The sequence below is a fragment of the Rhodoplanes sp. SY1 genome (assembly GCF_046000175.1).
In the GTDB taxonomy this organism is placed as follows: Bacteria; Pseudomonadota; Alphaproteobacteria; order Rhizobiales; family Xanthobacteraceae; genus Rhodoplanes.
Genome location: NZ_JBEOMB010000043.1, coordinates 1 through 25742, shown reverse-complemented (window position 1 = coordinate 25742; position 25742 = coordinate 1). Strand labels below are relative to the sequence as shown.

Genomic DNA, 25742 nt, shown 5'->3' with positions numbered 1-25742 from the left:
GCCGCCGCGACCCGGGGCGACTATGGTAACCCGCCAAGAGGGCGACGGTTTCGGGCGACGGTTTCGGGCGACGGTGTCGATGACGGCTGGGGTGACGGTTTCGGTGGTTCTGCCGGTGCGCGACGGCGGGCCGTTCCTGCGCGAGGCGGTCGACAGTGTTCTCCAGCAGGACATGAACGACCTCGAGCTCGTCGCCATCGACGACGGCTCGATCGACGACACGCCGGCGGTTCTGGCCGCCGCGGCGGCGCGCGACCCGCGGGTGCGGCTGTTCGCGACCGGCGGACGGGGGCTGGTCGCGGCGCTGAACACGGGTGTCGAGGCGGCGCGGGGCGCGTATCTGGCCCGGCTCGACGCTGACGACGTCGCGATGCCGAGCCGGTTGTCCCGTCAACTCTCCGCGATGACGGCGCGGCCGGCCCTGGGACTGCTCGGAAGCTGGGCCGAGACGATCGACGCCGACGGCCGCCCGATCGGCCGGCTGACGCCGGAGACCGATCCGGCGGCGCTGGTCGCGCTGCTCCAGCGGACCAACCCGTTCATCCACTCCTCGCTGATCCTGCGCACCGACCTGGTGCGCCGGCTCGGCGGCTATCGGGCCGCCTTCGAGGCGGCCGAGGACTACGACCTGTGGTTGCGCGTCGCCGAGGTGGCGGAGGTCGGTAACCTGCCGGAACCGCTGATCCGCTACCGCTGGCACGGCGGCAACGTCACCAGCCGCAAGGAGGTCCGGCAGTGCTTCTCGGTGCGGCTGGCGCAGCGCGCCGCCGCTGCCCGGCGGGCCGGCTTGCCGGATCCGGCCGATGCGCTCGCCGGCCCGCCCGATCTCGCCGACCCGGCCGCCGCGGCAGGGGCCTTCGCCGAGGATGTCCGGCTCTACCGGGTGCTGGCGCTGGCCGATCCCGCCGCCGCCCCGGCGCTCGGGCCGGTCGATCTCGGCCCGCTGCTCGCGCCGCCGACGCCGCTGTCGCATCGGGAGCGCAAGCTCGCCCAGAAGGCCTTGCTGGCGCTGGCGAAACGACCCGGCTTCGGCATCCCGGGCCGGCTCGGGCTGGTGTGGCGGATGCTGCGGCTGCACCCCGCCCGCGGGATCGCGCTCGCGGTCGGCGCGCTCACCGGCCGCGTCTGAGCGCCGCCCGCTCGGTGGCGACCGCGAGGATCGCGTCGGTCGCCGACTGCAGCCCCGCATAGAGCTCGGGTGTCTCGCCATAGGCGGCGCCGTTCGCCGACCAGACGGCGCGCCGGCCCGGATCCGCCGCCGTCGCCAGCGCGGCCGCGAGGTCGGCCTCGGCGAACGGCTCGGGCAGGACGAGGCCCGCTTCGGCGAGCGCGACGTGCTCGGCATAACCGCAGACCCCGGAGGCGACCGCGGGCAGGCCGTTGATGACCGCCTCCAGGATCACGGTGCCGGTGGTGTCGAGCCGGGCCGGATGCACCAGGACGTCGGCCGCCGCCATGACGGCCGGCACGTCCTCGCGATGGCCGAGCCAGCGGATGCGGTCCGCGACCCCGAGCTTGGCGGCGAGCCGGACGGTGCCGCGCGCCGCCTTGTCGCGGGCGGCGAGGCCGGCGACCAGGAGGCGCGCCTCCGGCCGGGCCGCGAGCGCCGCGACGGTGCGGTCGAGCCCCTTGATCGCCGGCTGCACGGCGACGGCGAGCCAGACCATCTCGTCGTCGCTCCCTTGCCCGAGGCCGAGCGCCGCGCGCATCCGCTCGCGGGTGCCGTCCCGGCGCAGCCCCGGCTGCCGGCGCGCCGGTGCGCCGGTCGGCGGCAGCACCGTGATGCGCTCCGGCTCGGTGCCCCAGGCGGCCCGATAGGCCGCCGCCTGCGGGCGGGCGAGCAGCAGCAGGCGGGTCGCCGCGCCCGGCGCGAAGGCGCCGGCCTCCAGGCGCCGGAACGTGCGGTAGCGCGGCAGCAGCGCGCGCCAGGACAGGCGGCGGATCCGGGCCGCGATCGACGGGTCGGCGCAGTAGAGGAGGTCGAGCCCCGGCATCTTGTTGAAGCCGACCACCGCCTCGAAGCGCGGCGCCGCCGCGGCGACCGCGGTCGCGAAGGCCGCCTGGATGCCGTGATTGGTCCGCCCCGGCGCCTTCAGGATCTCGACCGGGAGATCGTCGGCGAAAGTTCCGGCCGCCCGCTCCGCCGTCAGGATGGTGACGCCGGCGCCACGCTCCCGCAGGGCGCGGGCGATGGCGAGGCAGTCGCGCTGCAGGCCGCCGCCGGGAAAGAGCTTGACCACGGCGAGCGCGATGCGCAGCCGCGTGCGCTCCGCCGCGACGAGCGCCTGGCCGCCGCCGGCGCGGTGGGCGAGGTCGAGGCTCACCGCCAGGCCGGACGCGGCAGCCGGGCGAGCAGGCGACTGCGCAGCATGGCGAGATCGAGCGTGACGTCGCGCTCGAGCCCGCGGCCCGTGTAGATGGCGAACAGGCCGAGCCCGATGGCGCCCAGCAGCACCGGATAGAGCAGATAGAGGGCGATCGGCGAGCTCTGGCCGATCGCCATGCAGGCGAAGCCGAGGATGCGCAGCGCGAACACGCCGACGATCACCATGGCGGTCGAGCCGACGCGGCCCTGGCGGGTCGAGCGCGGCGTGCACATCAGCATGTAGGCGAGCACCACGAAGGCGATCGGATAGAGGGGCGCGACGAGGCGGTCGTTGAGCTCGACCCGGAACTGGTTGGGCGAGGTCTTGAGCAGCTTGTCGTCGGGATCGGGGAACAGGAGCTCCCACAGATAGCGCTCGCGCAGGCCGTAGGAGACCCGGTTCGCCACCGTGTAGGGCGACAGGTCGAAGGCGTAGCGCTCGAACTTGACCATGGTGGGGTCGCGGTCGGACGCGCGGCGACGCTGCACCCAGCCGTCGGTCATCACCAGATAGGTGCCGCGTCCGGTCTGAACGATGTTGCCCTGATCGGCCAGGATGGTCGCGCGCTCCTTCGGATCGCGGAAGTCGTCGATCAGGATGCCGCCGAACTGGCTGTCGGTCTTCTTCTCGCGGATGTGGAAGGTCAGGCCGCGCTCGATCGACGTGAAGGTGCCGGGCCGCACGATGTTGGCGACCACGTCGGCCCGCACCTTGGCGAGCCGGTCGTTCATCTCGCGTTGCAGGAACGGCGACAGGAAGACCGCGATGATCATCACCAGGATCGAGACCACGGCGGCCAGCATGGCGAAGGGCCGGAACAACCGCCGCGGCGACACTCCGGCGGCGCTCATCACGACGAGCTCGGAATCGCCGTTCAGCTTCGTCAGCGTGTAGACGACCGAGATCAGCATGGCGATCGGCGCCAGGATGAGCATCAGGGTCGGGATGATCATGCTGGTGATGCCGATGAAGGTCAGCACCGTCTGGCCCTGGCCCGTGATCAGGTCGATCTGGCGCAGGATCTGGGTCACCCAGATCACCCCGGTCAGGCTGAACAGGACCAGCAGGAACATGCTGAAGCCGGTCTTGAAGACGTATTTGTCCAGCGAATCCATCGGCGCTCGTCCCGGGGGCCCGGCGTGCGGCGGCCGGCTCCGTCATAGACCCTGCGTTATAGGCGATGTCGTGGCGCTTGGCACGCCGGACCGAGGTCGCGCCCCGGCGCCCGGTGGCTGCGCCGCCAGGGGGCGGCGCTTCGCGGCGGGTGGGGGCCGTCCCCAGGCGTGCGCCGGACCGTCCGGCCGGCCGGCGGTGCAGAACCGCCGGGCGATGCCCCGTGACGCGCCGGGCGCCGCTCAGCCGCGCTTGCGCAGCGCCGCGGCCGGACGCTTGCGGCGCACTTTCGCAGGCCGCTTGGACAGCTTCTCGGCGATGCCGTAGAGCTGCTCGCGCCGCTGCATCTCCTTCCACACCTCGGCCGGCTTGACGCCGACGGCCGCCCACAGCACGGCGAGGTTGTAGACGAGGTCGGCGCTTTCCCGCACGACGTTGTCGTGGTGGTTGTCCATCGCCTCGATGATCACCTCGGCGGCCTCCTCGGCCACCTTCTTGGCGATCTTGGCGCGCCCGGAATGGACGAGCCGCGCCGTCCGCGAGCTCGACGGCTTGGCATCCTTGGCGGCCAGGACGGCGCGAAATAACCGATCGATCGAATCAGCCATGCGAAAACGATAGCGGACTGCAGCCGTCCGGAAACCGTCTCCATCGCATCGCACACAAAAAACGGCGTCGCCGGGCGACGCCGTTTCGCGTCTGGCCGGGCGTGCCGGCCGTCTCGGCTCTGACCGGCGGTGCCGGCCGATCTCGGGTCGGCCGTGCCCGCCGTCCCGCCACCGGCCCGGCGGCGCCTCACCAGCGGTCGTAGTAACCGTAGGGCGCGTAGCCGTAGGGCGCGTAACCGGGGCCGTAATAGCCGTAAGCCGGCGGCGGTCCGCCGTAATAGCCGTAGGGCGCGTAGTAATAGCTGCGCCGGGCCGCGGCGTTGGCGGCCGCGATGCCGATGATGGTCGCAGCGGCGGCGCCGACCGCATAGGGAACCCCGGGCGGAACGCCGCGATACGAGCGGCCGCCCCGGTGATAGCGACGCTGGGCGCCGGCCTCGACCGTGCCATTGGTGAGATCGGGGCCGGCCTTGCCGGCGGAGGCCGCGACGGCCGGCGTCGGGCCGAAGCCGCCGATCACGATCGCGGCGGCCGCGACCACGGCGACGGCCATGGTGGATGACTTGCGCATGGGGAACCTCTGCACTGCTCCGCTCCGCCGCGCTCCGGCGGGATGAATCAACGCGCGAGCCGGTGCTTCGTTCCGCGCCCGTCATGCTGCGGCGGCAAGGCCGGACGCCGCGTCAGGCGGTGTCGCCGGCCTCCTCGGCGGCGAGGCGGGCACGCCAGTCGCGCCGTCGGCGCAACAGCGAGGCCGCCGACAGAACGAGCAGGCCGGCGACGAGCGCCAGGAGCACGGCGGCGATCGGCCGCTCGACGAAGATGCTCCAGTGCCCGTTCGACATGACCAGCGACTGGCGCAGGCTCATCTCCAGGATCGGCGCGATGACGAGGCCGAGCACCAGCGGCGCCGGGTCGAAGTCGAACTTGCGCAGCACGTAGCCGAGCACGCCCATCGCCAGCATGATCCACACGTCGACGACCGAGTGGTTCACCTCGTAGACGCCGACGATGCAGAACATCACGATCAGCGGATAGAGATAGGCGTAGGGGATGCGCAGAACGCTGACGAACAGGCCGACCAGCGGCAGGTTGAGGGCGAGCAGCATCAGGTTGCCGACATACATCGAGGCGACGAAGCCCCAGAACACGTTCGGGTGCTCGCTGACGAGCTGCGGCCCCGGCGGCACGCCGTGGATCAGCAGCGCCGCCATCAGCACGGCCGTCACCGGGCCGGTCGGCAGGCCGAGCGCCAGCATCGGCACGAAGGCGCCCGTCGAGGCGGCGTTGTTGGCCGACTCCGGCCCGGCGACGCCGGCGACGGCGCCTTTGCCGAACTGCTCCGGGGTCTTCGAGAGCCGCCGCTCCAGCGCGTAGGAGAGGAAGCTCGAGATGATGTGGGCGGAGCCCGGAATGATCCCGACCAGGAAGCCGAGCACGCTGCCCCGGCCGATCGGCGCCGCCGCCTCGCGCCATTCGGCGCGGGTCGGCATCAGCTCGGCGAGCTTCGGTGCCACCACGGCCGTGGTGACGTTGCGGCTCGGGGTCGAGAGAATCTCGCCGAGCCCGAACAGGCCGACCGCCACGGGCACGATGCCGATGCCGTCGCCGAGCTCCGGGATGTCGAAGGCCCAGCGGAAATGCCCGGTCATCACGTCGATGCCGACCATGCCGAGCATCAGCCCGACGCTCGCCATCAAGAGCGTGCGCACCAGCGAGGTCGCCGACATGTAGGCGAGGAAGACGAGGCCGAGCACGAGGAGCACCGTGTACTCGGGCGGGCCGAAGCGCAGCGCGAAGGCGCCGAGCGGCGGCGCGACCAGCGTCAGCATGATCACGCCGAACGTGCCGGCCACGAACGAGCCGACCGCGGCGATGCACAGCGCCGCGCCGCCGCGTCCGCGCTGCGTCATCGCGTAGCCGTCGATGCAGGTCATCACCGAGGCGGCCTCGCCCGGGATGCGCATCAGGATCGAGGTGGTCGAGCCGCCGTATTGCGAGCCGTAATAGATGCCGGCCAGCATCACGATCGCCTTGGTGGCGTCGAGCCCGAACGTCACCGGCAGCAGGATCGAGATGCCGGCGAGCGGCCCGATGCCGGGCAGCATGCCGACCAGCGTGCCGACCAGGCAGCCGAGAAAGGCGTAGAGCAGCACGTCCGGCTGCAGGGCGACCGAGAAGCCGATCAGCAGGCTGTCGAAGGTTGCGTCCACGTGAAGTCCCGTGCCGGCGCCGGAGTGGCGTCTTGCTGTGTGTCTCGTGTCGCGTCGGGTCTCAGCTCCAGATCGAGCCAGTGGGGAGCGGAGACTTCAGGAGCATGCCGAACACCGCCCACAGCGTCACCGTGACTCCGACCGCGAACACGGCCGCCCGAAGGATGCCGCGCCGCTCGACCAGCGCCACGAGACCGAACAGCAGGAGCGACATCGTGATCAGGACGCCGAGCCGGGTGTAGAGCGCGGTGGCGAGTGCGGCGAAGACGATCACGCGCACCGCGTGGTCGGCGTCGCTCCAGTGCGCCGCCGTGATCGGAGGCGTGCTCGCGCCGCGGACCAGCAGCACGGCACCGAACAGCGCCACGAGGCCGATGGCGATCATCGGCATCATGCCGGCGCCCGGCATGGCGAGCGAGCCGACCGGCAGGTCGTCGCTGAGCCACCACAGGAGCAGGGCGAGCGCGACGAACGCGGCGCCGGCGACGGTGTCGCGGCGGAGTTTCATCGCGGTGCTCCGTGGATGAAGATGCGCCTGGGCGCGACGCTTGCTTCACCTCTCCCCGCGCGCGGGGAGAGGTCGACGGTCGCGCCGACGGCGCGACTGTCGGGTGAGGGGGCGTCGCCGCGAGTCCGAGACCCTCTGCATCGGAGAAGCGCCCCCTCATCCCACCCTTCTCCCCGCACGCGGGGAGAAGGAGCGCCGGCGTCGTGCCGGTCGATCGGCCATGGCGACCGGGCGGTCATCAGTCCAGGTGCGCTCATCCCTCCACCTTGCCGATGGTGCGCACCGCGTCCTCGATGCGGCGCGCGTCGGCGTCCCAGAACGCCTTGAACTCCGGCTGGTCCTGATAGGCGACGTCCTGGCCGATGTTCTTCATCGCCTGCTTGAAGGCGTCGGTGGCGACCGCCTCGCGGGTGATCTCGCGCAACCGCGTCACCACCGGCTCGGGCGTGCCCTTCGGCGCGAACAGCCCGACCCAGAGGTAATACTCGATGTCGAAGCCGAGCTCCTTCATGGTCGGCACGTCGGGCAGCGAGGCCGCGCGCGTCGCGCCGAAGCACGCGAGCGGGCGCACCTTGCCGGCCTTCATCTGGCCGCTCGCCGCGGCGATCGACGACACCAGCGCCTGCGCATTGTTGCCGATCAGCGCCGTGACGGCGGGACCGCCCCCGGCGGTCGGCAGATGGCGCACCTGCAGGCCGGCGGCCTTGAGGAACAGCGCCATCGGCAGATGCAGCGCGCCGTAGAGCCCCGACGACGAGAAGATCAGCGCGTTCGGCCGCGCCTTCGCGTCGGCCATGAACTCCTGCAGGGTCTTGTAGGGCTGCTGATCGTTGACGACGAGCACGCAAGGGTCGGCGATCAGCCTGGCGACGGGCACGAAGTCGTCGCGGGTGAATTTCGGCTTGCGGCCGAACAGCCGGTCGACCTCGGCGAAGCCGGAGATCGAGACGATGTGCATCAAGAGCGTGTAGCCGTCCGGCTTCGCGGCGGCGGCGAACTGGGCGCCGACCGCGCCGGCCGCGCCCGCCTTGGTCTCGATCACCATCGGCTGCTTGGTGACGGTCTCGACCACGGCGGCGAACGGCCGTGCCACCACGTCGGCGGCGCCGCCGGGTGGGAACGGGTTGATCACCGTGACGGCGCGGGTGGGATAGGTGTCGGCCAGCGCCGGGCCGAGACCCGAGCCCAGCCCCGCGCCGAGGCCCATTGCAGTGGCAGAAGCGGCGGCGCCGAGCATCACGCCCCGCCGGTCGATGTGACCGGTGTCGCTCATGACGTTCCTCCCTGAACCGGCGTTGATCGCCGTTTTCATCTCCGGCTCGGTGTCGAGCCCGGCTTGGTGCCGTCCGGTCGTCGCGGTGCAGCATCGAGGCGGCGTCGCGGCGATCGTCCCGTCATGGTAGCGGCCACGGCCGCGCGGTCAACACGCGCAGCGGCGACATCGCATGGTTTGCATGCGAAGTGCATGGCCCGTGGACGACTTGGCGGAATTCACCCGACGACTTTCACCGGCGACGCGGCATGCTCCGCTCATGCCCGCGCAGGCGGGCATCCAGAGCCGCACCGCCTGCGGCCGTGGGTCCCGCCTTCGCGGGGACGAGCCGAGCTCGAGGCGCGTCATTGCACTTGCGCGCAGAAACCGCGAGAGGGGCTCACCCCTTGCCGCGCACCTTGGCGGCCCGTGCGGTGAAGCGGGCCATGGCGGCGAGCGTCTCGTCGGAGACGTGGTGCTCGATGCCCTCGCTGTCGCGCCGCGCCGCCGCGGGGCTGACGCCGAGCGCGCACAGGAAGGTCTCGACGACGTGGTGGCGGGTGCGGGCGCGCGCCGCCATCGCCTCACCGGCCGCGGTGAGGAACACGCCGCGATAGGGGCGCTGCTGGACGAGGCCCTCCTCGGCGAGCCGCTTCAGCATCTTGGCGACGGTCGGCTGGGCGACACCGAGACGCGCCGCGATGTCGACCTGGCGGGCCTCGCCGCCGGTGCCGATCAGCTCGGCGATCAGCTCGACATAGTCCTCGGCCAGCTCGGCGCGGCGGGCGTCGCGGGCCTGGCGAAAACCCTCGGCGGCGGCGTCCGGTGGTGCGGACGCCGCCGGGCGCGTGCCGATGGGGCGCGTCCCCGTCGGTCGTTTCTCCGTCGGCTTTTTCTCCGTCGTCCGTGCGCCGGACGCCGTTCCCCGGCCCGCCGGCCGTGGCGCCGTCGTCGGGCCGGTCGGCCGTTCCGGGGAGGGGCGTCGTCTCGTGGTCATCGCGCCGTCGTCTCGATGTCGTCTCGATGTCGTCCGGCCGGGCCATCCGGGGCCGGCCGCCCGGACGCGCGGCGATTCCAACCATCCGCGCCCTCGTCGACGGGATGGGACCCTTGACGAAATAGCAACACACCCGATTTATAGCAACAGCTATAGTACCGCGATGAAGACGCGGCCCGGCATGGCGACCGATAGTCACGCAATCGACACCCAGCGGAAGGCGGGGGGCAGGACGGTCGAGCAGGGCTCGGACCGCACCACCGAGGCGATCCGCGACGCGCTGGCCGGGCGGCGGCACGGTCGCTTCACGTTCCTTTTGTTCGCCGGGCCGGCCGTGATCTCGTCGATCGCGTACATGGACCCGGGCAACTTCGCCACCAACATCCAGGCCGGCGCCAAGTACGGCTACACGCTGCTGTGGGTGGTGCTGCTCGCCAACCTGGTCGCGATGGTGTTCCAGGGCCTCTCGGCCAAGCTCGGCATCGTCACCAACCGGAACCTCGCCGAGATCTCCCGCGACCACCTGCCGAAACCGGTGGTGTGGGGCATGTGGGTGACGGGGGAGATCGCCGCCATGGCGACCGACCTGGCCGAGTTCCTCGGCGGCGCCATCGGCTTCTCGCTCCTCTTCGGCATCCCGCTCCTCGCCGGCATGGCGATCACGGCGGTGATCACCTACGGGATCCTGCTGTTCGAGCGCGGCGGCTTCCGCGCCATGGAGCTGATCATCGGCGCCATGGTGGCGATCATCGGGCTCTGTTATCTGGTCGAGGTCTTCATCGCGCCGATCTCGTGGACGGGCGCGCTCGCCGGCCTGGTGACGCCGAGCATCCCGTCCGCCGAGGCGCTGACCATCGCGGTCGGCATCATCGGCGCCACCGTGATGCCGCACGCCATCTACCTGCATTCCGGCCTGACCCAGGCCCGCGCTCCGGCCCGCGACGAGCGCGAGCGCCGCGCCTTGTTGCGCTGGTCGAACCGCGAGGTGGTGATCGCGCTCGCCATCGCCGGGCTCGTCAACATGGCCATGGTGATGATGGCCTCGGCCGCCTTCCATCTCGGTTACAGCGACGTCGGCGAGATCGAGACGGCTTACAAGACGCTCACCCCGCTGCTGGGGGCCGGCGCCGCCGCCGTGTTCCTGGTCTCGCTGATCGCCTCGGGCGTCTCGTCGTCGGTGGTCGGCACCATGGCGGGCCAGCTCATCATGCAGGGCTTCGTCGGCTTCAACATCCCGCTCCTGGTGCGCCGCCTCGTCACCATGATCCCGGCCTTCGTGGTGGTGTGGCTCGGCGTCGACGCCACCAATGCGCTGGTGATGAGCCAGGTGGTGCTCAGCCTCGCGCTGCCGGTGCCGATGATCGCGCTCGTCTGGTTCACGGGCCGCAAGTCGATCATGGGCGGCTACGCCAACGGCCCGCTCCTCCAGGCCGTCGCCGTACTGGGCGCCGTCGTGGTGTCGATCCTCAACGTGGTGCTGCTCGCCCAGACCTTCGGGCTCCTGGACGGCTGGTCGGCGGGGTGAGGTCGCGCTCGGCCGCGTCAGCGGCAGGCAAAGGCTCTCCCGGACTTCGTCATGCCCGCGCTCGTCGCGGGCATCCACGTCTTGGTGACTGTCGGACCCCGTGGATGGCCGGGACGAGCCCGGCCATGACGAGGAGAGCGGATTACATCCCCAGATAGAACTTCCTGATCAGCTCGTTGTCGGCGAGCTCGGCGGCCGAGCGGCCCTCGAAGGCGATGTGGCCGTGGACGATGACGTAGCCGCGGTCGGCGATGCGCAGCGCCTGGGTGAAGTTCTGCTCGGCCATCAGCACGGTGAGGCCCCAGCGCTCCTTCAGCTCCTGGATCTTGTCGATGGTGCGGGCGACCAGCACGGGCGCGAGCCCCACCGAGGGCTCGTCGACCAGCAGGAGCTTCGGCGCCAGCATGAGGGCGCGGCCGAGCGCCAGCATCTGCTGCTCGCCGCCCGACATCGAGCCGGCGAGCTGGCGGCGGCGCTCGGCGAGCCGCGGAAACGCCTCGTAGCAGAAGGCGAGATTGTCCTTCATGGCGCTGCGCGCCGTAGGCCGGAAGGCGCCGAGCAGCAGGTTCTCCTCGACCGAAAGGCGAGGGAACAGCCGCCGCCCCTCCGGCACCAGCGCGATGCCGAGATCGACGATCTCGACCGTCGACATCCCGCCGAGATCGTGCGTGACGCCGTCGATCGTCACGCTGATCCGCCCCTTGGTCGGCCGCAGCAGGCCCATGATGCACTTGATCACGGTGCTCTTGCCGTTGCCGTTGGTGCCGAGCAGCACCACGGTCTCGCCGGGGTTCACGTCGAGCGAGACGTCCTCCAGCACCCGCACGGCGCCGTAGCCGGCGTCGATCCCCTCGATCCTGATGCTACTGGCCAAGATACGCCCTCTCGACCTCGGGATGGCGCACCACCTCGGCGGGCGCGCCGTCGGCGATCTTCCTGCCCGACACCAGCACGACCAGGCGCTGCGAGAACTGCATCACGGCGCGCATGATGTGCTCGATCAGCACCACCGTGATGCCGGCCTCGTTCAGCCGGATCAGCAGCGCGACGATCTCGTCCACCTCGGAGTTCGACAGACCCGCCATCGCCTCGTCGGCGATCAGCAGGCGCGGCTCGGCGGCGAGCGCACGGGCGAGCTCGAGCTTGCGCATGTCGACCTGGGTGAGATCGCGCGGCATGTGGCGGGCACGATCGGCGAGTCCCATCTGACCCAGCACCTCGGCGATACGGTCGGCGATCTCGGGCTCGGAGAGTCGCCGCCCGCGGCGGCTCTCGGCGGCCCAGACCAGCGGCACCCTGATGTTCTCGGCGATGGTGAGGCTCGCGAACGGGCGCGGGAGCTGGAACGAGCGGGCGATCCCGCGTCGCGTGCGCTGATGCGGGCCGAGGCCGGCGAGATCGCGGCCCTCGAAGCAGACCGTGCCGGTCTCGTGCACCAGCGTGCCGGACAGGCAGTTCACCAGCGTGCTCTTGCCGGAGCCGTTCGGGCCGATCAGGCCGACCCGCTCGCCTGCCGGGATCGTCAGATCGACACCGTCGAGCGCGATGAAGCCGCCGAACCGCTTGCCGACGCCGTCGACCTGGAGCAGCGGCGTCGTCATGGCGCGGCCCCCTTGCGGTCGCGGCCGAAGACGCGCCGCCACAGCCCGACGATGCCGTTCGGCGCGACGATCACGAAGCCGACCAGCAGAAGGCCGACGATCAGCAGGTTGACGGCCGAGGAGATCGTCACGGTGGCGATCTGCTGCAGCGAGCCGAGCAGCACGGCGCCGATCAGCGGTCCCACCCAGGTCGTCGTGCCGCCGATCATCGGCATGGCGATGGCGTTGACGGCGTAGGGCAATCCGAAGGCCGAGGCGGGCTCGACATAGCCGATGTAATAAGGAAACGGCGCGCCGGCCATGCCCATGAAGGCGCCCGAGATGGTGGTGGCGATCAGCTTGAGGCGCAGCGTCGGCACGCCGTTCGCCTCCGCGGCCAGCTCGTCGTCGCGGATCGCGGCGAAGCCGAGGCCGAGGCGTGACCGCTCGATCGCCCGTGCCGTGGCGATCGCCAGCACGGCGAGCGCCAGCATCACCAGCACCAGATAGTCGATGTAGCTCAGCCCCGGGATCGGCCCGGCCGCCGGCTTGATGATGTAGGCGCCGCGCGAGCCGCCCACATAATGCCAGTTGACCACGACGGTCTGCAGCACGACCGCGAGCGCGAGCGTCGCGATCGAGAAGAAGGCGCCGCGCAGCCGCAGCGTCAGCCAGCCCATGGCGAGGCCGAGCAGCCCGCACAGCACCGCGGCGACGACGATCAGTACCGGCACCGGCAGCGGCAACGCCTTGTGGAAGAACACCGACGTGTAGGCGCCGACCGCGAAGAACGCGGCCGAGCCGAAGTTCACGTAGCCCGTGTAGCCGCCGAGAATGTTCCAGGCGGTGGCGAGCACGACGAACTGCAGCACCGTGTAGCCGGCGAACATCAGATAGTCGCTGCGCAAGGCGAGGGCGACGCCGTAGAGCGCCGCCGCGACCGCGATGCTGATCAGGACGAAGACGGAGTTACGCAAGGCAGGAACCGCAGCGTGAAACGTGGAACGCCATGCTCACCGTCCGAACAGGCCGGCGGGACGCACGGCGAGGGTGATCAGGAGGAGCCCGAAGGCGACCGCCGGGGCCCAGGACGGCCCGTAGAAGGTCGCGGTCAGGCTCTCGACGACGCCGAGCAGCATGGCGCCGATCAGCGTGCCGGGCAGGCTGCCGAGCCCGCCGAGCACGCAGATGGCGAACACCCGCCCGATATACTCGCGCCCGATCGACGGCTCGATCGGCTGGATGACGATCAGAAAGGCGCCCGCGAGCGCGCAGGTGGCGATCGACACCGCGAAGGCGACGCGGCGGATCCGGGTCGGATCGGCGCCCATCAGCTGCAGGGCGAGCTGATCCTGTGCCACCGCCATCACGGCGCGGCCGATGAAGGTGCGGGTCAACAGGAGCTGCAGCACGGCGAGCATCAACAGCGAGACGAGGCAGGGGACCAGCATGCGCAACGGGATCTGGACGAGGCCGAGGTCGAGCGAGCGGTCGACATAGGCGGCGTTGACGTAGCGGTAGTCGACCCCGAAGCCGAGGATGAGCGCCACCTCGGTGATGAACAGGAGCCCGAAGAAGAACGCGAGGCCGCGCAGCGAGTCCTGGCCGCGCTTCTCGAAGGAGAGGAAATAGACCTGATAGATCGCGGCGCCGAGCGCATAGAACAGCGGCAGCGCCAGCACCCCGACGACGATCGGATCGAGGCCGAAGGCCGTGTTGGCCATGTAGGCGACATAGGAGCCGAGAATGATGAAGGCCGGATGGGCGATGTTGACGATGTCGAGAATGCCGAACGAGATCGAGATGCCGACCGTCACGGCGGCATAGAAGCCACCGAGCAGCAGGCCGGCGATCAGGGCGTTGAGCACCAGGTCGAGCTCGAGCATTGCGGGGTCCGACGGCTCCGGCGCGGCGACGTGAAACGGCGCACGGCGCGCGGGCGCCGTGACCGTGGCGACGATGCGATGTCGAGACGAAACGAATCACGCGGCGCCGCGACGGCACCGGGCGCTTCTCTCCCCGACGGTTCCTCTCCGGCTCCGGCGTTCGTGCGCCGGAGCTCGTTCAGTTGGCCGTCAGTGTGCAGGACGGCGTGCCGCTTGGCTAGAGACTTTTCATGCAGAGTGGGCAGAGGTGGGCAGCCGACCTCGCGTGGCTATGCTGCCGCCTGCTGCCGTGCGCTCGCCGGGATGGGCAGCGGCGGATTGCTGCTCTGCAGCGTCTCGACGGTCAGGAACACCATCTCGCCGTCGCCGATGTTCTCGAGGTCGTGCACCTTGAACTCGCCCGGCCCGTAGGTCTCGTGCCGCGTCTCGCCCGGCTGGTAGGTGTACTCCACCGTGGTGCCGTCCATCAGATGCTGGCGGCCGCGGCTCGCCGTCACGGCGGTCCAGAAATAGTCGAGAACGTGGCGATGGAAGCCGATGCGCTCGCCGGGCGCGAGGCGGATCATCCACACCCGCACCTTGTCGGTCTCCGACACGAGCGTGTGGCCGACGCAGCCGTTCGGCGCCTTCGCCTCGCGCTCGAACTCCTGGCGGATCGCCGCCGGCCAGGCGGAGGTGTCGACGGCGGCGGCGGTCTTGTCCAGCATGGTCATTGCATTCATCGGGGGTCCTCCGGATGATGCACACGATATAACAACGATGCCGGGAGGAGAAAGTGGGCGGACCAGCGAACGGACGGGCGCGACGCGCGATCGTGATCGGCGGCTCGATGAGCGGGCTGCTCGTCGGCCTGTTGCTGGGCCGGCGCGGCTGGGACGTCGACGTCTACGAACGGGTCGCCACCGCGCTGTCGGGCCGCGGCGCCGGCATCGTCGCGCAGGGCGATCTCATCGCGCGCTTGCGGGCGCTCGGGCTCGACACGAGGTCGCTCGGGGTCGAGATCACGACCCGCCAGATCCTGGAGCACGACGGCACCGTCTCCGACCGCATGGAATGCCGGCAGACGCTGACCGCCTGGGAGCGGCTGTGGCGGCTCCTGCGCGACGCCTTCCCGGCCGCGCATTACCACGGCGGGCGCGGCCTCGTCGGGATCGAGCAGTCGGACGGCGGCGTCGTGGCGCGCTTCGCCGATGGCGGCAGCGCGCAGGCCGATCTGCTGGTCGGCGCCGACGGCATTCGGTCCACGGTGCGACACGCCTGCGACGCTTCGGTCGGTCCGCAATATGCCGGCTACGTCGCCTGGCGCAGCCTGATCGCCGAGGGCGATTTCGCCCCGGCCGCCCACGCCGCGCTGTTCGAGAGGATGACGTTCTGCCTGCCGCCGGGCGAGCAGTTTCTGGGGTATCCAGTGGCCGGACCGGACGACGATCTGCGCGTCGGTCACCGCCGCTACAACATCGTCTGGTACCGCCCTGCCGACGAGACGGGGAGGTTGCGCGATCTGCTCACCGACGAGACCGGCACGACGCATGCGATCTCGATCCCGCCGCCGCTGATCCGCCGCGCCGCCATCGCCGACCTGATGGCCGACGCCCGCCGCCTGCTCGCGCCGCAGCTCGCCGACCTCGCGGCGCTGATGGAGGAGCCGATCCTGCAGCCGATCTACGATCTCGAGGCGAAGCGGCTCGCCTTCGGCCGGATCGCGATCGTCGGCGACGCGGCCTGCGTGGCGCGGCCGCATGTCGCGGCGGGCGTCGCCAAGGCGGCCGACGACGCGGCCGCCCTGGTCGACGCGGTGGCCGAGGCCGACGACGTGCCGGCGGCGATCCGCGCCTTCGAGGCGGAGCGGCTGCCGGTCAACCGCCGCATCGTCGAGCGTGCCCGCCATCTCGGCGCCTATCTGCAGGCGAGCCAGTCGGCCGAGGAGCAGGCTCGCTCGCGCCGCCACGGAATTCCGCGCGCCGTGATGGAAGAGACCGCCGTGCTGGACTTCTTGCACGAAGCGTGAGGAGTTGCCTTTCACCTCTCCCCAGTGGGGAGAGGTCGGGGTTCGCACCGAAGGTGCGAAGTCCGGGTGCGAGGGCGCCGCCCTCTCGATAAGAGCAATCAGCGTCGGCACCCCCTCACCCCGGCCCTCTCCCCGCCGGGGAGAGGGAGCCCAGCCGCAATCGCCGTATCGTCAGTGGATGCCAGCACCTCCGGCCCGGTGCGCCCGACCCCTGCGTCGTGAGATCTGGCCCGAGCCAGCCCTCAGGGAGTGGATGAACCGGTGTCCGTGAGGTGGCATCCGCCACGCCAACCTGATCAGATCCCCAGCAGCCGCTTCGACGTGCCGCCGCAGATCTTCGCCACCGTCGCCTCGTCGAGGCCGGCCGAGACGATGTGCTCGACCGGCTCGTACTCGGCCATGTCGTAAGGGTAGTCGGTGCCGAGGATCACGTGGTCCGGCCCGAACACCTCGACCAGCGCGCGCAGCTGATGCGGTGTGAAGACGACCGAGTCGACATAGATCTTCTTCAGATAGCTGGTCGGCGGGTTGGGCAGCGTGCCGTGGGTGTCGGCGCGTGCGCCCCAGGCGTGGTCGATGCGGCCCGAATAGGCGGCGAGGTACCCGCCGCCGTGCACGGCGACGATCTTCAGGTTCGGGTGCCGCTCGAGCACGCCGTCGAAGATCAGGTAGTGCAGCGCCATCGTCGTCTCGAGCGGGTTGCCGATGACGTTGTTGAAGTAGAAGCGGGTGAGGCGATCGCCCTCGGTGAAGCCGTTGGGATGCAGCAGCACCACGGCGCCGAGCTCCTCCGCCTTCTTCCAGAACGGCGCGAAGGCGGGGTCGGACAGTTCCTTGCCCGCGACGTTGGTGAGGATCTGCACGCCCTTGTGCCCGAGCTTGCCCATGCAATGCTCGAGCTCCTTCGCGGCCTCCTCGCCGTCGGACAGCGGTACGGTGCCGAACACCAGATAACGATCCGGGTTCCTGGCCGCGTATTCGGAGAGCCCCTCGTTGACCATCCGGGACGCCGGCACGGCGATGTCGAGCGGCACTGTGTAGTAGCATTGCGGCGGCGGGCACATGATCACCTGGAGGTCGAGCCCCATCGCGTCGAGATCGACGAGCCGCTCGGTCACGCCGGTCATCTGGGGGGCGCGCTCGGCGTCCTGCTTCTGGTTGAGCGCCTTGGTCTCGGGCGTCGAAAAATGCGCGAGCGGGATGGTCGACCAGTCGAGATGCGGCCTGGCGAGCTCCATGGCGCGCGGCACCGCCACGTGCGAGTGGATGTCGATCGTGATGCTCTGCGGCCGAACCTCGCGGCCGGGCCGGCCCTGCGGGCGCGCGGCGGTGGGACCGTAGCGGTTCCAGTCTTTCGCCATGCGGCGTTTCCTTCTTCCGTGCTGGCTGCGTCTCGGGTGGGATCGAAACCAGACAGGGCGGGGCGGAAGCTGCCCGATGCGGAGGATGACCCGTGAGGACCGGGCTCGCCGAACCGCCTGCCGGAGCCGTCTCGCGCCGCGCCCCCGCCGTTGCGGCAGGTCAGGCGGCGCGACGGCCCGCACTCTGTATAGAAGGCAATGTCACGCGCCACAATCGGCGTATCGCGGTCGGCGCGGGACCGCGGGCGCGTCGCCGTCTACTCGACGCCCAAGAGATCGACCTCGAAGACGAGCGTGGCGTTCGGCGGGATCTTCGGCGGCGCCCCCTCCGGGCCGTAGCCGAGCTCGGGCGGAATGACGAGCTTGCGCTTGCCGCCGACCTTCATGCCGGCGACGCCCTGGTCCCAGCCCTTGATCACCTGGCCGGATCCGAGCGCGAACGTGAAGGGCGCACGTCCGACCGAGGTGTCGAAGGTCGTCCCGTTGGTCAGCTTGCCGGTGTAGTTCACCCGCACGCGCCGGCCGGCCCGCGCCTCGGCGCCGGTGCCGACTTTCAGGTCCTGGATCTCGAGCCCGGCCGCGGGCGCGCCGGCCGGTGCGGCGGTGGTCTCGGGCGACGGGCTGTCGAAGCCGCTGGCGCAGGCGGCGAGCAGAAGACCGGTCCCGAGGACGAGACCGATGCGGATACGCGACATGACCAAACCTCCCCGCCGCGACGGTGCGGCGTGCGCGCGCACGCTACACCGGAAGCGCGTGAGTGGGAATGGAGGCGGCGGGAGGAGCGAGCACCTGACACCTCTCCCCGCTGGCGGGGAGAGGTCGGACGTTGCGCGCTCGCGCGCGACGTCCGGGTGAGGGGGCGTCGCCGCGAGTCTCGTCTTCCGGGAGAGGCCCCCTCACCCGTCTCGCCGCAGGACGGCGAGCCACCCTCTCCCCGCACGGCGGGGAGAGGGCCAGCGTCGCCGCGGCTGTATGTGTCAGCGCGGCTTCACGCCGGCGTCGCGGGGGCGGACGCCCGCGACCGGGCTCGCGACGCCGGACACGGCGGGCTCGGCCGTCGTGGTGTCTCCGGTCGCCGACGGGATGAACGGCACCAGCACCCACGCCTCCTTGCCGCCGCCGATGTGCAGCGTCGTCGTGCCGCCGAACACGTCGGCCGGGCGGTCGTCCGGGTCGTCGTGCAGGAACGGCCCGCAGCCGGTGAGCTCGTTCTTGAAGTTGGACAGCCTGCCGCCGCTGCCGCCCGGATACACGTAGTCCTTGCCGCGCACCGTGAGGGCGAGCCGATGACCGGCCGGCACCACGATCGAGGTCGGCCAGATCTCGATGTCGAGGGTCACGGCCTCGCCGGGCGACAGCGGCTGCTCCTCGTCGTGGGTGTGATAGGGGCGCCACGGCGTGGAGAGCTTTCGGTCGAGCTTGCGGTGCGAGGCGCGCAGCCAGCCCTGCGCCACCGGCGCGTGCGGATCGATGGCGCCCTGGAACGTGACCTCCTTCATGTCCGGCGAGAACACGCGCACGACCAGGAACAGGTCGGCGTCCGTCGTGGACGAGGAGACGGACAGCCGCGCCGCCATCGGCCCGGTGATCTCGGCCTCCTGCGGGAACGGCGCGGACAGGAACGTGACGCCGTCGCCGAGCGCGTCGAAGCTCACCTTCGATTCACGACCGGCGGGCTCGCGGCCGAGCGTCAGGGCGGCGGGATCGAGATGCAGCTTCGTCCACCGCGTGCGGGCGAGCGGCCATTCGGATTCGCCGCGCGGCACGAACCTGTCGACGTGCCGCACCTGCAGGAAGACGCGCGGCTGCTCGCGCCAGCCGTTGTTCTTGCCGTGCAGGAAGTGATCGAAGAACTTCAGTTGAAGCTCGCGGCCGTAGTCGGTGTAGAAATGCGTCCAGTGCTCGATGCCGTGCACCTCGAGCCACTTGTTCTCGGACGCCGCGCGCATGAAGCCCTCGAAATTGCCGCGCGGATGCAGCGGCTGGCCGCCCCAGTTGGCGGCCGAGAGCAGCGGCACCGTCACCTTGTCCCAGGCGGCGGAGCGGGCCTTGTGCCAGTCGTCGTCGAGTGGATGGTCGGCGATGTCGCCGCCGAAGTCGCGGCGGTTGCGGGCGAGCTCGGCGTCGCTCAGCTGCGCGACGCCGCACACCGGCTCGCCGGTGACGCGGCTCCTCGCGCCGCGCGGACCGAGCCCGTACTGCACGGTCTTCACCTGCATGTCGTACCAGTTCTTGGCGAAGGTGCAGAGGATGCCGCCGTGATAGCAGAGGTCGCGGTAGAAGTCGGCGAAGCCCTCCCAGGTGCAGATGGCGGCGAGATGCGGCGGCTGCAGGCCGGCGACCTGCCACTGGTTGGTGGCGTAGTAGGAGATGCCGGAAAGGCCGATCTTGCCGTTCGACCACGGTTGCGCCGCGGCCCATTCGATGCAGTCGTGGAAGTCCTTCGCCTCGCGCGGCGACCACGGATCGACGACGCCCTCCGAGCAGCCGCAGCCGCGCGAATCGACGCGCACGCACACATAGTCGTGCGGCACCCACTTCTCCGGGTCGACGACCTCCCAGCTTTGATAGAGGTTCGACGAGCCGGCCGTGACGTCCGGATGCTTCTCGGCCATCCGGTTCCAGGCGCTCGGATAGCCCTCCTGGAAGGCGAGGCCCTTCGCATACGGCCCGTAGCTCATGATCACCGGGTAGCGGCCCGGCGTCGTCGGGCCGAAGATGTCGGCGCGCAGCACCACGCCGTCGTCCATGGTGATCGGCACGTTCCAGTCGATCCGCATCCCGTCGCGCGTCTCGGAGCGCGGAACGATCGTCGCGCCCGTCGCGGGTGTTCCGGTCGCGGATGTGCCGGTCGTCGTGTCCATGGCGTCTCTCCCTGATTTGTCTGGTCGCGGACGCTTTCTGAGACGAGGTCCGTCGACGGGCGTCTCGATTGCGAGGTCGTCTCGATCTTGAGAGTGTCTCTTCTCCGTTTCTCCCCTCATGGTGAGGAGCGATCCGAAGGATCGCGTCTCGAACCATGAGGCCGTGATCTCGGCTCGGGTCGACCCTCGCCGTTCGCTCCGCTCATCCCGTTGCAAGCGGGGATCCAGGGCCTCGCGCCGTGTCGCCCCTGGGTCCCCGTGTGCGCGGGGACGAGCGACGGATCGAGCGCCTTCGCAAGTGGCAGGCGCGCTCGTCACGGCTTGCGCCGTGATCCTCCGCCCGTCTTCCGCGGTCCCTTCGCCGCGCCCTTGCGGCGCGTCACGCCGGCCATGCGCTCCAGGACCGTGCACACCGCGCCGGTGTCCTGCAGGCCGAGGCCCATCGAGCGGGCGGCGGCGTAGACGGGGCCGGTGGCGCTGAAGGTCGGTGTCGGCACGCCGAGATCCTCGGCGAACGCGCCGATCACGTCCATGTCCTTGCGCCACACCTCGATCTTCATCGTGGGCGGCTCGTATCTGTCGGCCACCATCAAGGGCGCACGCATCTCGAACATGCGCGACGTGCCGGCGCCGGCGCTGATCACCTCGACCACCTGCTTCGGGTCGAGGCCGGCCTTCATGCCGAGCACCATCGCCTCGGCGCTGGCGACGTTGTGGACCGCCACCAAGAGGTTGGCGATGTACTTCATGCGGCTGCCGTTGCCGAACACGCCGAGGTCGTAGACGACGCGCGAAAAGCCCTCCAGCACGGGCCGCATCGCCTTGATCGCCTTGCTCTCGCCGGAGGCGAGCACGACCAGATCCTTGACCGCGGCCTGTGCGCCGGTGCCGCTCATCGGCGTGTCGAGCAGCGTGTGGCCGGCCTTCTTCAGCGCCGCCTCGGCGGCAATCTTGTCCTCCAGCGTGAAGGTCGACGCCTCCGCGATGATCTTCGGCTCGAGCTTCGCCGCGGCGACCTGATCGACCACGGCGCGCAGCGCCTTGGCGCTCGGCAGGCTGGTGATCAGGAAGGGCGCCGCGGCCGCGGCGGCGGCGATGTCGGGGGCGATCGTCACGCCGGCTCGCGCCATCGCCCGTCGGCGCGCCGGATCGATATCGTAGCCGGTCACGCGAAAGCCCGCCTGGACGAGATTCTTCGCGAACGCCCCGCCCATGATGCCGAGCCCGATGATGCCGACCGCGCCCTTGGATCGTGCGCCCTTCGATCGCGTGCCCTTCGATCGCGTGGCCTTGGACCGCGCCGCCATGGTTCTCTCCCCCGTGCCGGGCGTCGACAGCGTCGTCGCCGGATCTCGTTTTGTCTTCCCGTGACGCTAGCCGGTCGGGACGGCGCGTTTCAAGGGACCTGTCCATGCGTGCGACGATCGCCTATCCTGCCCGGCGCACAGGGCGCCGGGCAGCTGTCGATACTCTGTATAAAAAAGCCGGGGCGCCCGATCCGTGCCGCCCGGACCGGCATCGCCGCGACGCCTGCTTCAGGGAGAGCCCCCGTGACGAGACTCTATTCCTTCTGGCGGTCGCTCGCGACCTATCGGGTGCGGATCGCGCTGGCCCTCAAGGGCGTGGTGCCGGACGAGATCGTGATCGTCGACCTGACGACGGGCGACCAGCACGGCGAGGCCTATGATGCCGTGAATCCCATGCATGCGCTGCCGACCCTGGTGGACGGCGAAGGGCCGCCGCTCGTCCAGTCGCTCGCGATCATCGAGTATCTCGACGAGACGCGGCCCGAGCCGCCGTTGCTGCCCGCCGATCCGCGCGGGCGGGCCCGGGTCCGCAGCCTCGCCCTGATGGTCGCGGCGGATTCGCATCCGCTGATGGTGCCGCGGGTGCGCGAGTATCTCGAGCACACGCTCGGCGTGGCGGAGCCGGCGCGCGCCGCCTGGTGCCGGCACTGGATCGCCACCGCGCTCGCCGCGCTGGAGCGGCGTCTCTCGACGGAGCCCGAGACGGGCCGATTCTGCCACGGCGACACGGTGTCGCTGGCCGACATCTGCCTGGTCAGCCAGGTCGCCGGGGCCGGCTTCTTCGGCGTCGACACCGCGCCCTATCCGACGGTGCGGCGGATCGCCGAAGCGTGCAGTGCGATCGACGCCTTCGCATCTGCACACCCGCTGAAGCAGCCGGGCGCGCCGGCGACGGTCTAGGTCCAACATGCGTCTTTTCATGCGAACCGACCGATCGCCCGGACCGGACGTTCGGCCGGCGTTGCGTTTCCGACGGGGAGCGTATGCCGGAACGTGGCTTCTGCCGCCGGACTCGGCTGTCTAGACTCGTGGCCCGATCCCGGAACATCGCGGCCGATCCGCTCCTCGGCCGCGCGTTCACGATCGTCCCTCCGGATCGCGCCGCGATCCTCGTCCTGCCGCCACGGATGCCCGCATGCGCCCCAGGATTTTCGTCACCCAACCGATCGCGCAAGATGCCGTCGACATGATGCGCACGGTCGCCGACGTCGAGGTTCACCCCGACGCGACGGCGCCCATCGCCAAGGCGACGATGATCGAGGGCGTCAAGCGCGCCGACGTGCTGGTCTGCCTGATGCACGACACGGTCGACGCCGACGTGATCGCGGCGAACCCGAACCTCAAGGGCATCGCCTGGATGGGCATCCATCCGCAGCTCATCGACATCAAGGCGATGGAGCGCCGCGGCATCCCGCTCACCAACATCCCGCCGATGGTGAGCGAGGCGACGGCCGACATGGCGATGGCGCTGATCCTCGCCTGCGCGCGGCGCGTGCTGGAGGGCGACCGGCTGGTGCGCGCCGGGATCTATCCGGGCGGGCAGTCGAACTATCTGGCCGGCCTCGGCGTCACCGGCAAGACCATCGGCCTGATCGGCGGCGGCGGCCGCATCGGCCGGCTGGTGGCGAAGCGCTGCAACGGCTTCGACATGCGCGTTCTCTATTCCACGCCGCGCCGCAAGCCGGAGGCCGAGGAGCGCGAGTGGGGCCTCACCTACGCCTCGATCGACGATCTCCTGAAAGAGTCCGACATCGTCTCGGTGCATTCGCCGCTGCGCGACGACACCTATCACTCGATCGGCGCGCGCGAGTTCGCGCTGATGAAGCCGACCGCCTATTTCGTCAACACGTCGCGCGGTCCGATCGTCGACGAGCCGGCCCTCGTCGCGGCGCTGCAGAACGGAACCATCGCGGGCGCCGGGCTCGACGTGTTCGAGCACGAGCCGCACGTGCCGGCCGAACTGCTCGCGATGGGCAACGTCGTGCTGACCCCGCATCTCGGCAGCGCGGTCGCGGACCTGCGCGCCGCCATGGCCCGCATCGTCGCGGAGAACGCCGTCGCGCTCGCAACCGGCGCGACCCCGCCGAACCTGTTCGATTTCGCCGGGCCGACGACCTGATCGGGTCCGCCCGCCGCCACGCCCGAGCGATCCATCGGAGCGACCTCCACCGGAGCGACCCATGAGCAAGTTCAAGATCGTCGTCACCGACAGCCCGTTCCCCTCGCTGGATCCCGCCAAGGAGGCGCTCGCCCGGCTCGACCCCCTGGTGGTCCAGGCGAAGAGCCCGTCGGCCGAGGACATCCTCGCCGAGGCGCGCGACGCCGACGGCATTCTCGTCACCTACGCCAAGCTGCCGGGCGAGCTCCTGCGCGAGTGCAAGAAGCTCAAGGTGATCGGCCGCTTCGGCCTCGGCGTCGACAACATCGATATCCCGGCCGCCAAGGAGCTCGGCATCGTCGTCACCTATGTGCCGGACTATTGCCTGCACGAGGTCTCCGACCACGCGATGGCCCTGCTGCTCGCCATCGCGCGAAAGATCCCGCTGGCCGACCGCTCGGTCCACGGCGGCGAGTGGAAGATGCCGGTCGTGGTGCCGCTGCGCCGCTTCAACACGATGACGCTCGGCCTGATCGGTTTCGGCGGCATCCCGCGCAATCTCGCGCCGAAAGCGCAGGCGTTCGGGTTCAAGGTGATCGCGTCGGACCCGTATCTGCCGCAGGACGTGTTCGACAAGGCCGGCGTCGAGAGCGTGTCGCTCGACGACCTCTACGCCCGCTCGGATCTGATCTCGGTGCATGCGCCGCTGCTGCCGTCGACCCGTGGCCTCGTGAACGACGAGGCCTTCGCCAAGATGAAGCCGGGCGTGATGATCGTGAACACGGCGCGCGGGCCGCTGATCGACGAGGCGGCGTTGGTCCGCGCCCTCGACTCCGGCAAGGTCGCGGCCGCCGGCCTCGATGTCGTGACGGTCGAGCCGCTGCCGAAGGACTCGGCCCTGATCGGCCGGCCCAACGTGGTGCTGACGCCGCACACCGGCTTCTACTCGGTCGAGGCGCTGCTCGAGCTGGAGACGAAGTGCGCGAGCGACGTCGCCCGCGTGCTGTCGGGCGAGAAGCCCGTGTATCCAGTGAAGATGTAGGCTCCGCGCGGCGAAACCCTGTCACGTCGTCATGGCCGGGCTCGTCCCGGCCATCCACGTCTTTCGACCCTGTCGCCGTGTAAGACGTGGATGCCCGCGACGAGCGCGGGCATGACGGCGTCGGGATGCCGCTCAATCCGCCGTCCAGCCGCCGTCGAGCACCAGGGCGGCGCCGGTCATCAGCGACGAGGCGTCGGAGGCGAGATAGAGGATCGCGCCCGTCACCTCGTCGAGCCGGCCGATGCGGCCGAGCTTGATTTTGGCGGTCACCTCGTCGCGGAACGCCTTGTTCTCGAAGAACGGCTTGGTCATCGGCGTCTCCAGGAACGTCGGGCCGATCGAGTTGACCCGCACGTTGTGGGGCGCGAGCTCGATCGCCATCGCCTTGGTGAAGCCCTCCATGGCGTGCTTCGAGGCGCAGTAGACGGTGCGGCGCGCCGCGCCGACATGGCCCATCTGCGACGAGATGTTGACGATGGAGCCGGGGCGCTTTTCCGCCATCAACCGCAGGCCGACGGCGCGCGCCATGAAGAAGGCGGCCCGCACGTTGAGGCCGAAGATCGCGTCGAAGTCGGCGATCGTGACGTCCGGGAGCAGGGCCGGGCGGTTCATGCCGGCATTGTTGATCAGGATCTCGAACGGCGGACGCGCCGCAAGCGTCGCTTCGACGGCGTCGAGATCCGTCACGTCGAGCACGAGCGCCTCGGCCGCATGGCCGCGCGCCCGGATCGCCGCGGCGGCGGCCTCGATCTCGGCTCCGCTGCGCGCCGCGAGCGTCACCTGCGCGCCGGCCTCGGCCAGCACCGAGGCGGCGGCGAGCCCGATGCCGCGCCCGCCGCCTGTGACCAGCGCCCGCTTGCCGTCGACACGGAACGAGGGGGAGGAGGCGAGTTCGATCTGAGTCATGGAATGTCCTGCCCGGAGCCTGTCTCACCTCTCCCCGCCGCGCGGGGAGAGGTCGGCATTCGCGGCCCCGGCGCGAATGCCGGGTGAGGGGGCGTCTCGTGGATACGG

General features: G+C 70.5%; 24 protein-coding genes. 6 read left to right on the top strand and 18 right to left on the bottom strand.

Annotated features, from left to right (window positions below):
- Positions 1–79 precede the first annotated feature (79 nt).
- Complete coding sequence (locus tag ABTU92_RS12270; protein WP_408090961.1) at positions 80–1129, top strand: glycosyltransferase; 1050 nt, start codon at positions 80–82, stop codon at positions 1127–1129.
- On the opposite strand, the gene ABTU92_RS12265 is transcribed toward ABTU92_RS12270, so the two are convergent.
- From ABTU92_RS12265 to mntR, 8 genes are all read right to left on the bottom strand, one after another.
- Entirely contained in the window at positions 1113–2324 is a 1212-nt protein-coding gene (locus ABTU92_RS12265; protein ID WP_408090959.1) for a glycosyltransferase family 4 protein, read from the bottom strand. The genes ABTU92_RS12270 and ABTU92_RS12265 overlap by 17 nt on opposite strands.
- The gene (gene lptF, locus ABTU92_RS12260; RefSeq protein WP_408090957.1) at positions 2321–3481 is read right to left on the bottom strand and encodes an LPS export ABC transporter permease LptF; all 1161 of its coding nucleotides are present in this window, start codon (positions 3479–3481) and stop codon (positions 2321–2323) included. Before lptF ends, ABTU92_RS12265 begins: the two co-directional genes overlap by 4 nt.
- A gap of 240 nt (positions 3482–3721) precedes the next feature.
- Positions 3722–4087, bottom strand: a complete 366-nt coding sequence (hisE, locus tag ABTU92_RS12255) for a phosphoribosyl-ATP diphosphatase (RefSeq protein ID WP_408090955.1) — start codon at positions 4085–4087, stop codon at positions 3722–3724.
- Positions 4088–4274: 187 nt separating this feature from the next.
- Positions 4275–4658: a hypothetical protein gene (locus tag ABTU92_RS12250; RefSeq protein ID WP_408090953.1), complete on the bottom strand. Its 384-nt coding sequence runs from the start codon at positions 4656–4658 to the stop codon at positions 4275–4277.
- A gap of 112 nt (positions 4659–4770) precedes the next feature.
- Complete coding sequence (locus ABTU92_RS12245) at positions 4771–6300, bottom strand: tripartite tricarboxylate transporter permease (RefSeq protein ID WP_408090951.1); 1530 nt, start codon at positions 6298–6300, stop codon at positions 4771–4773.
- 61 nt (positions 6301–6361) lie between these two features.
- The gene (locus tag ABTU92_RS12240) at positions 6362–6808 is read right to left on the bottom strand and encodes a tripartite tricarboxylate transporter TctB family protein (protein WP_408090949.1); all 447 of its coding nucleotides are present in this window, start codon (positions 6806–6808) and stop codon (positions 6362–6364) included.
- 253 nt (positions 6809–7061) lie between these two features.
- On the bottom strand, positions 7062–8081 hold the full coding sequence (locus ABTU92_RS12235) for a Bug family tripartite tricarboxylate transporter substrate binding protein (RefSeq protein WP_408090947.1): 1020 nt from the start codon (positions 8079–8081) through the stop codon (positions 7062–7064).
- Between the two features lie 379 nt (positions 8082–8460).
- Positions 8461–8916, bottom strand: coding sequence for a manganese-binding transcriptional regulator MntR (mntR, locus tag ABTU92_RS12230; RefSeq protein ID WP_408091005.1), 456 nt, complete (start codon positions 8914–8916; stop codon positions 8461–8463).
- A 322-nt stretch (positions 8917–9238) separates the two neighbouring features.
- Here mntR and ABTU92_RS12225 point away from each other — a divergent pair, with 322 nt between their 5' ends.
- Positions 9239–10582: an Nramp family divalent metal transporter gene (locus ABTU92_RS12225; RefSeq protein ID WP_408090945.1), complete on the top strand. Its 1344-nt coding sequence runs from the start codon at positions 9239–9241 to the stop codon at positions 10580–10582.
- A gap of 142 nt (positions 10583–10724) precedes the next feature.
- Here ABTU92_RS12225 and ABTU92_RS12220 read toward each other — a convergent pair whose 3' ends face one another.
- From ABTU92_RS12220 to ABTU92_RS12200, 5 genes are all read right to left on the bottom strand, one after another.
- Positions 10725–11456, bottom strand: coding sequence for an ABC transporter ATP-binding protein (locus ABTU92_RS12220; RefSeq protein WP_408090943.1), 732 nt, complete (start codon positions 11454–11456; stop codon positions 10725–10727).
- Positions 11446–12183, bottom strand: a complete 738-nt coding sequence (locus ABTU92_RS12215; protein ID WP_408090941.1) for an ABC transporter ATP-binding protein — start codon at positions 12181–12183, stop codon at positions 11446–11448. Before ABTU92_RS12215 ends, ABTU92_RS12220 begins: the two co-directional genes overlap by 11 nt.
- Positions 12180–13139, bottom strand: a complete 960-nt coding sequence (locus ABTU92_RS12210) for a branched-chain amino acid ABC transporter permease (RefSeq protein WP_408090939.1) — start codon at positions 13137–13139, stop codon at positions 12180–12182. The genes ABTU92_RS12215 and ABTU92_RS12210 overlap by 4 nt, the downstream gene beginning before the upstream one ends.
- A 36-nt stretch (positions 13140–13175) precedes the next feature.
- Complete coding sequence (locus ABTU92_RS12205; RefSeq protein ID WP_408090937.1) at positions 13176–14048, bottom strand: branched-chain amino acid ABC transporter permease; 873 nt, start codon at positions 14046–14048, stop codon at positions 13176–13178.
- 269 nt (positions 14049–14317) lie between these two features.
- Entirely contained in the window at positions 14318–14770 is a 453-nt protein-coding gene (locus ABTU92_RS12200) for a hypothetical protein (protein ID WP_408090935.1), read from the bottom strand.
- 53 nt (positions 14771–14823) lie between these two features.
- On the opposite strand from ABTU92_RS12200, the gene ABTU92_RS12195 reads away from it, so the two are divergent.
- Positions 14824–16056 (top strand): FAD-dependent monooxygenase, encoded by a 1233-nt coding sequence (locus tag ABTU92_RS12195; RefSeq protein ID WP_408090933.1) that lies wholly within the window; start codon positions 14824–14826, stop codon positions 16054–16056.
- Positions 16057–16352: 296 nt separating this feature from the next.
- Here ABTU92_RS12195 and ABTU92_RS12190 read toward each other — a convergent pair whose 3' ends face one another.
- The 4 genes from ABTU92_RS12190 to ABTU92_RS12175 all read right to left on the bottom strand — a co-directional run bounded on the left by ABTU92_RS12190 (position 16353) and on the right by ABTU92_RS12175 (position 21588).
- A complete protein-coding gene (locus ABTU92_RS12190) occupies positions 16353–17417 on the bottom strand; it encodes an amidohydrolase family protein (protein WP_408090931.1) in 1065 nt (354 codons plus the stop codon).
- Between the two features lie 257 nt (positions 17418–17674).
- Positions 17675–18112: an FKBP-type peptidyl-prolyl cis-trans isomerase gene (locus ABTU92_RS12185; RefSeq protein WP_408090929.1), complete on the bottom strand. Its 438-nt coding sequence runs from the start codon at positions 18110–18112 to the stop codon at positions 17675–17677.
- 282 nt (positions 18113–18394) lie between these two features.
- On the bottom strand, positions 18395–20281 hold the full coding sequence (locus ABTU92_RS12180; protein ID WP_408090927.1) for a CocE/NonD family hydrolase: 1887 nt from the start codon (positions 20279–20281) through the stop codon (positions 18395–18397).
- Between the two features lie 314 nt (positions 20282–20595).
- Entirely contained in the window at positions 20596–21588 is a 993-nt protein-coding gene (locus ABTU92_RS12175) for an NAD(P)-dependent oxidoreductase (RefSeq protein WP_408090925.1), read from the bottom strand.
- Positions 21589–21831: 243 nt separating this feature from the next.
- Between ABTU92_RS12175 and maiA the strand changes: the two genes are divergently transcribed.
- The 3 genes from maiA to ABTU92_RS12160 all read left to right on the top strand — a co-directional run bounded on the left by maiA (position 21832) and on the right by ABTU92_RS12160 (position 24728).
- Positions 21832–22488, top strand: coding sequence for a maleylacetoacetate isomerase (maiA, locus tag ABTU92_RS12170; RefSeq protein ID WP_408090923.1), 657 nt, complete (start codon positions 21832–21834; stop codon positions 22486–22488).
- 235 nt (positions 22489–22723) lie between these two features.
- Positions 22724–23707 (top strand): 2-hydroxyacid dehydrogenase, encoded by a 984-nt coding sequence (locus ABTU92_RS12165; RefSeq protein ID WP_408090921.1) that lies wholly within the window; start codon positions 22724–22726, stop codon positions 23705–23707.
- A 61-nt stretch (positions 23708–23768) separates the two neighbouring features.
- Positions 23769–24728 (top strand): C-terminal binding protein, encoded by a 960-nt coding sequence (locus ABTU92_RS12160; protein WP_408090919.1) that lies wholly within the window; start codon positions 23769–23771, stop codon positions 24726–24728.
- 132 nt (positions 24729–24860) lie between these two features.
- Here the strand turns inward: ABTU92_RS12160 and ABTU92_RS12155 are convergent, their stop codons facing one another.
- Positions 24861–25634, bottom strand: coding sequence for an SDR family NAD(P)-dependent oxidoreductase (locus ABTU92_RS12155; RefSeq protein ID WP_408090917.1), 774 nt, complete (start codon positions 25632–25634; stop codon positions 24861–24863).
- Positions 25635–25742: the final 108 nt, after the last annotated feature.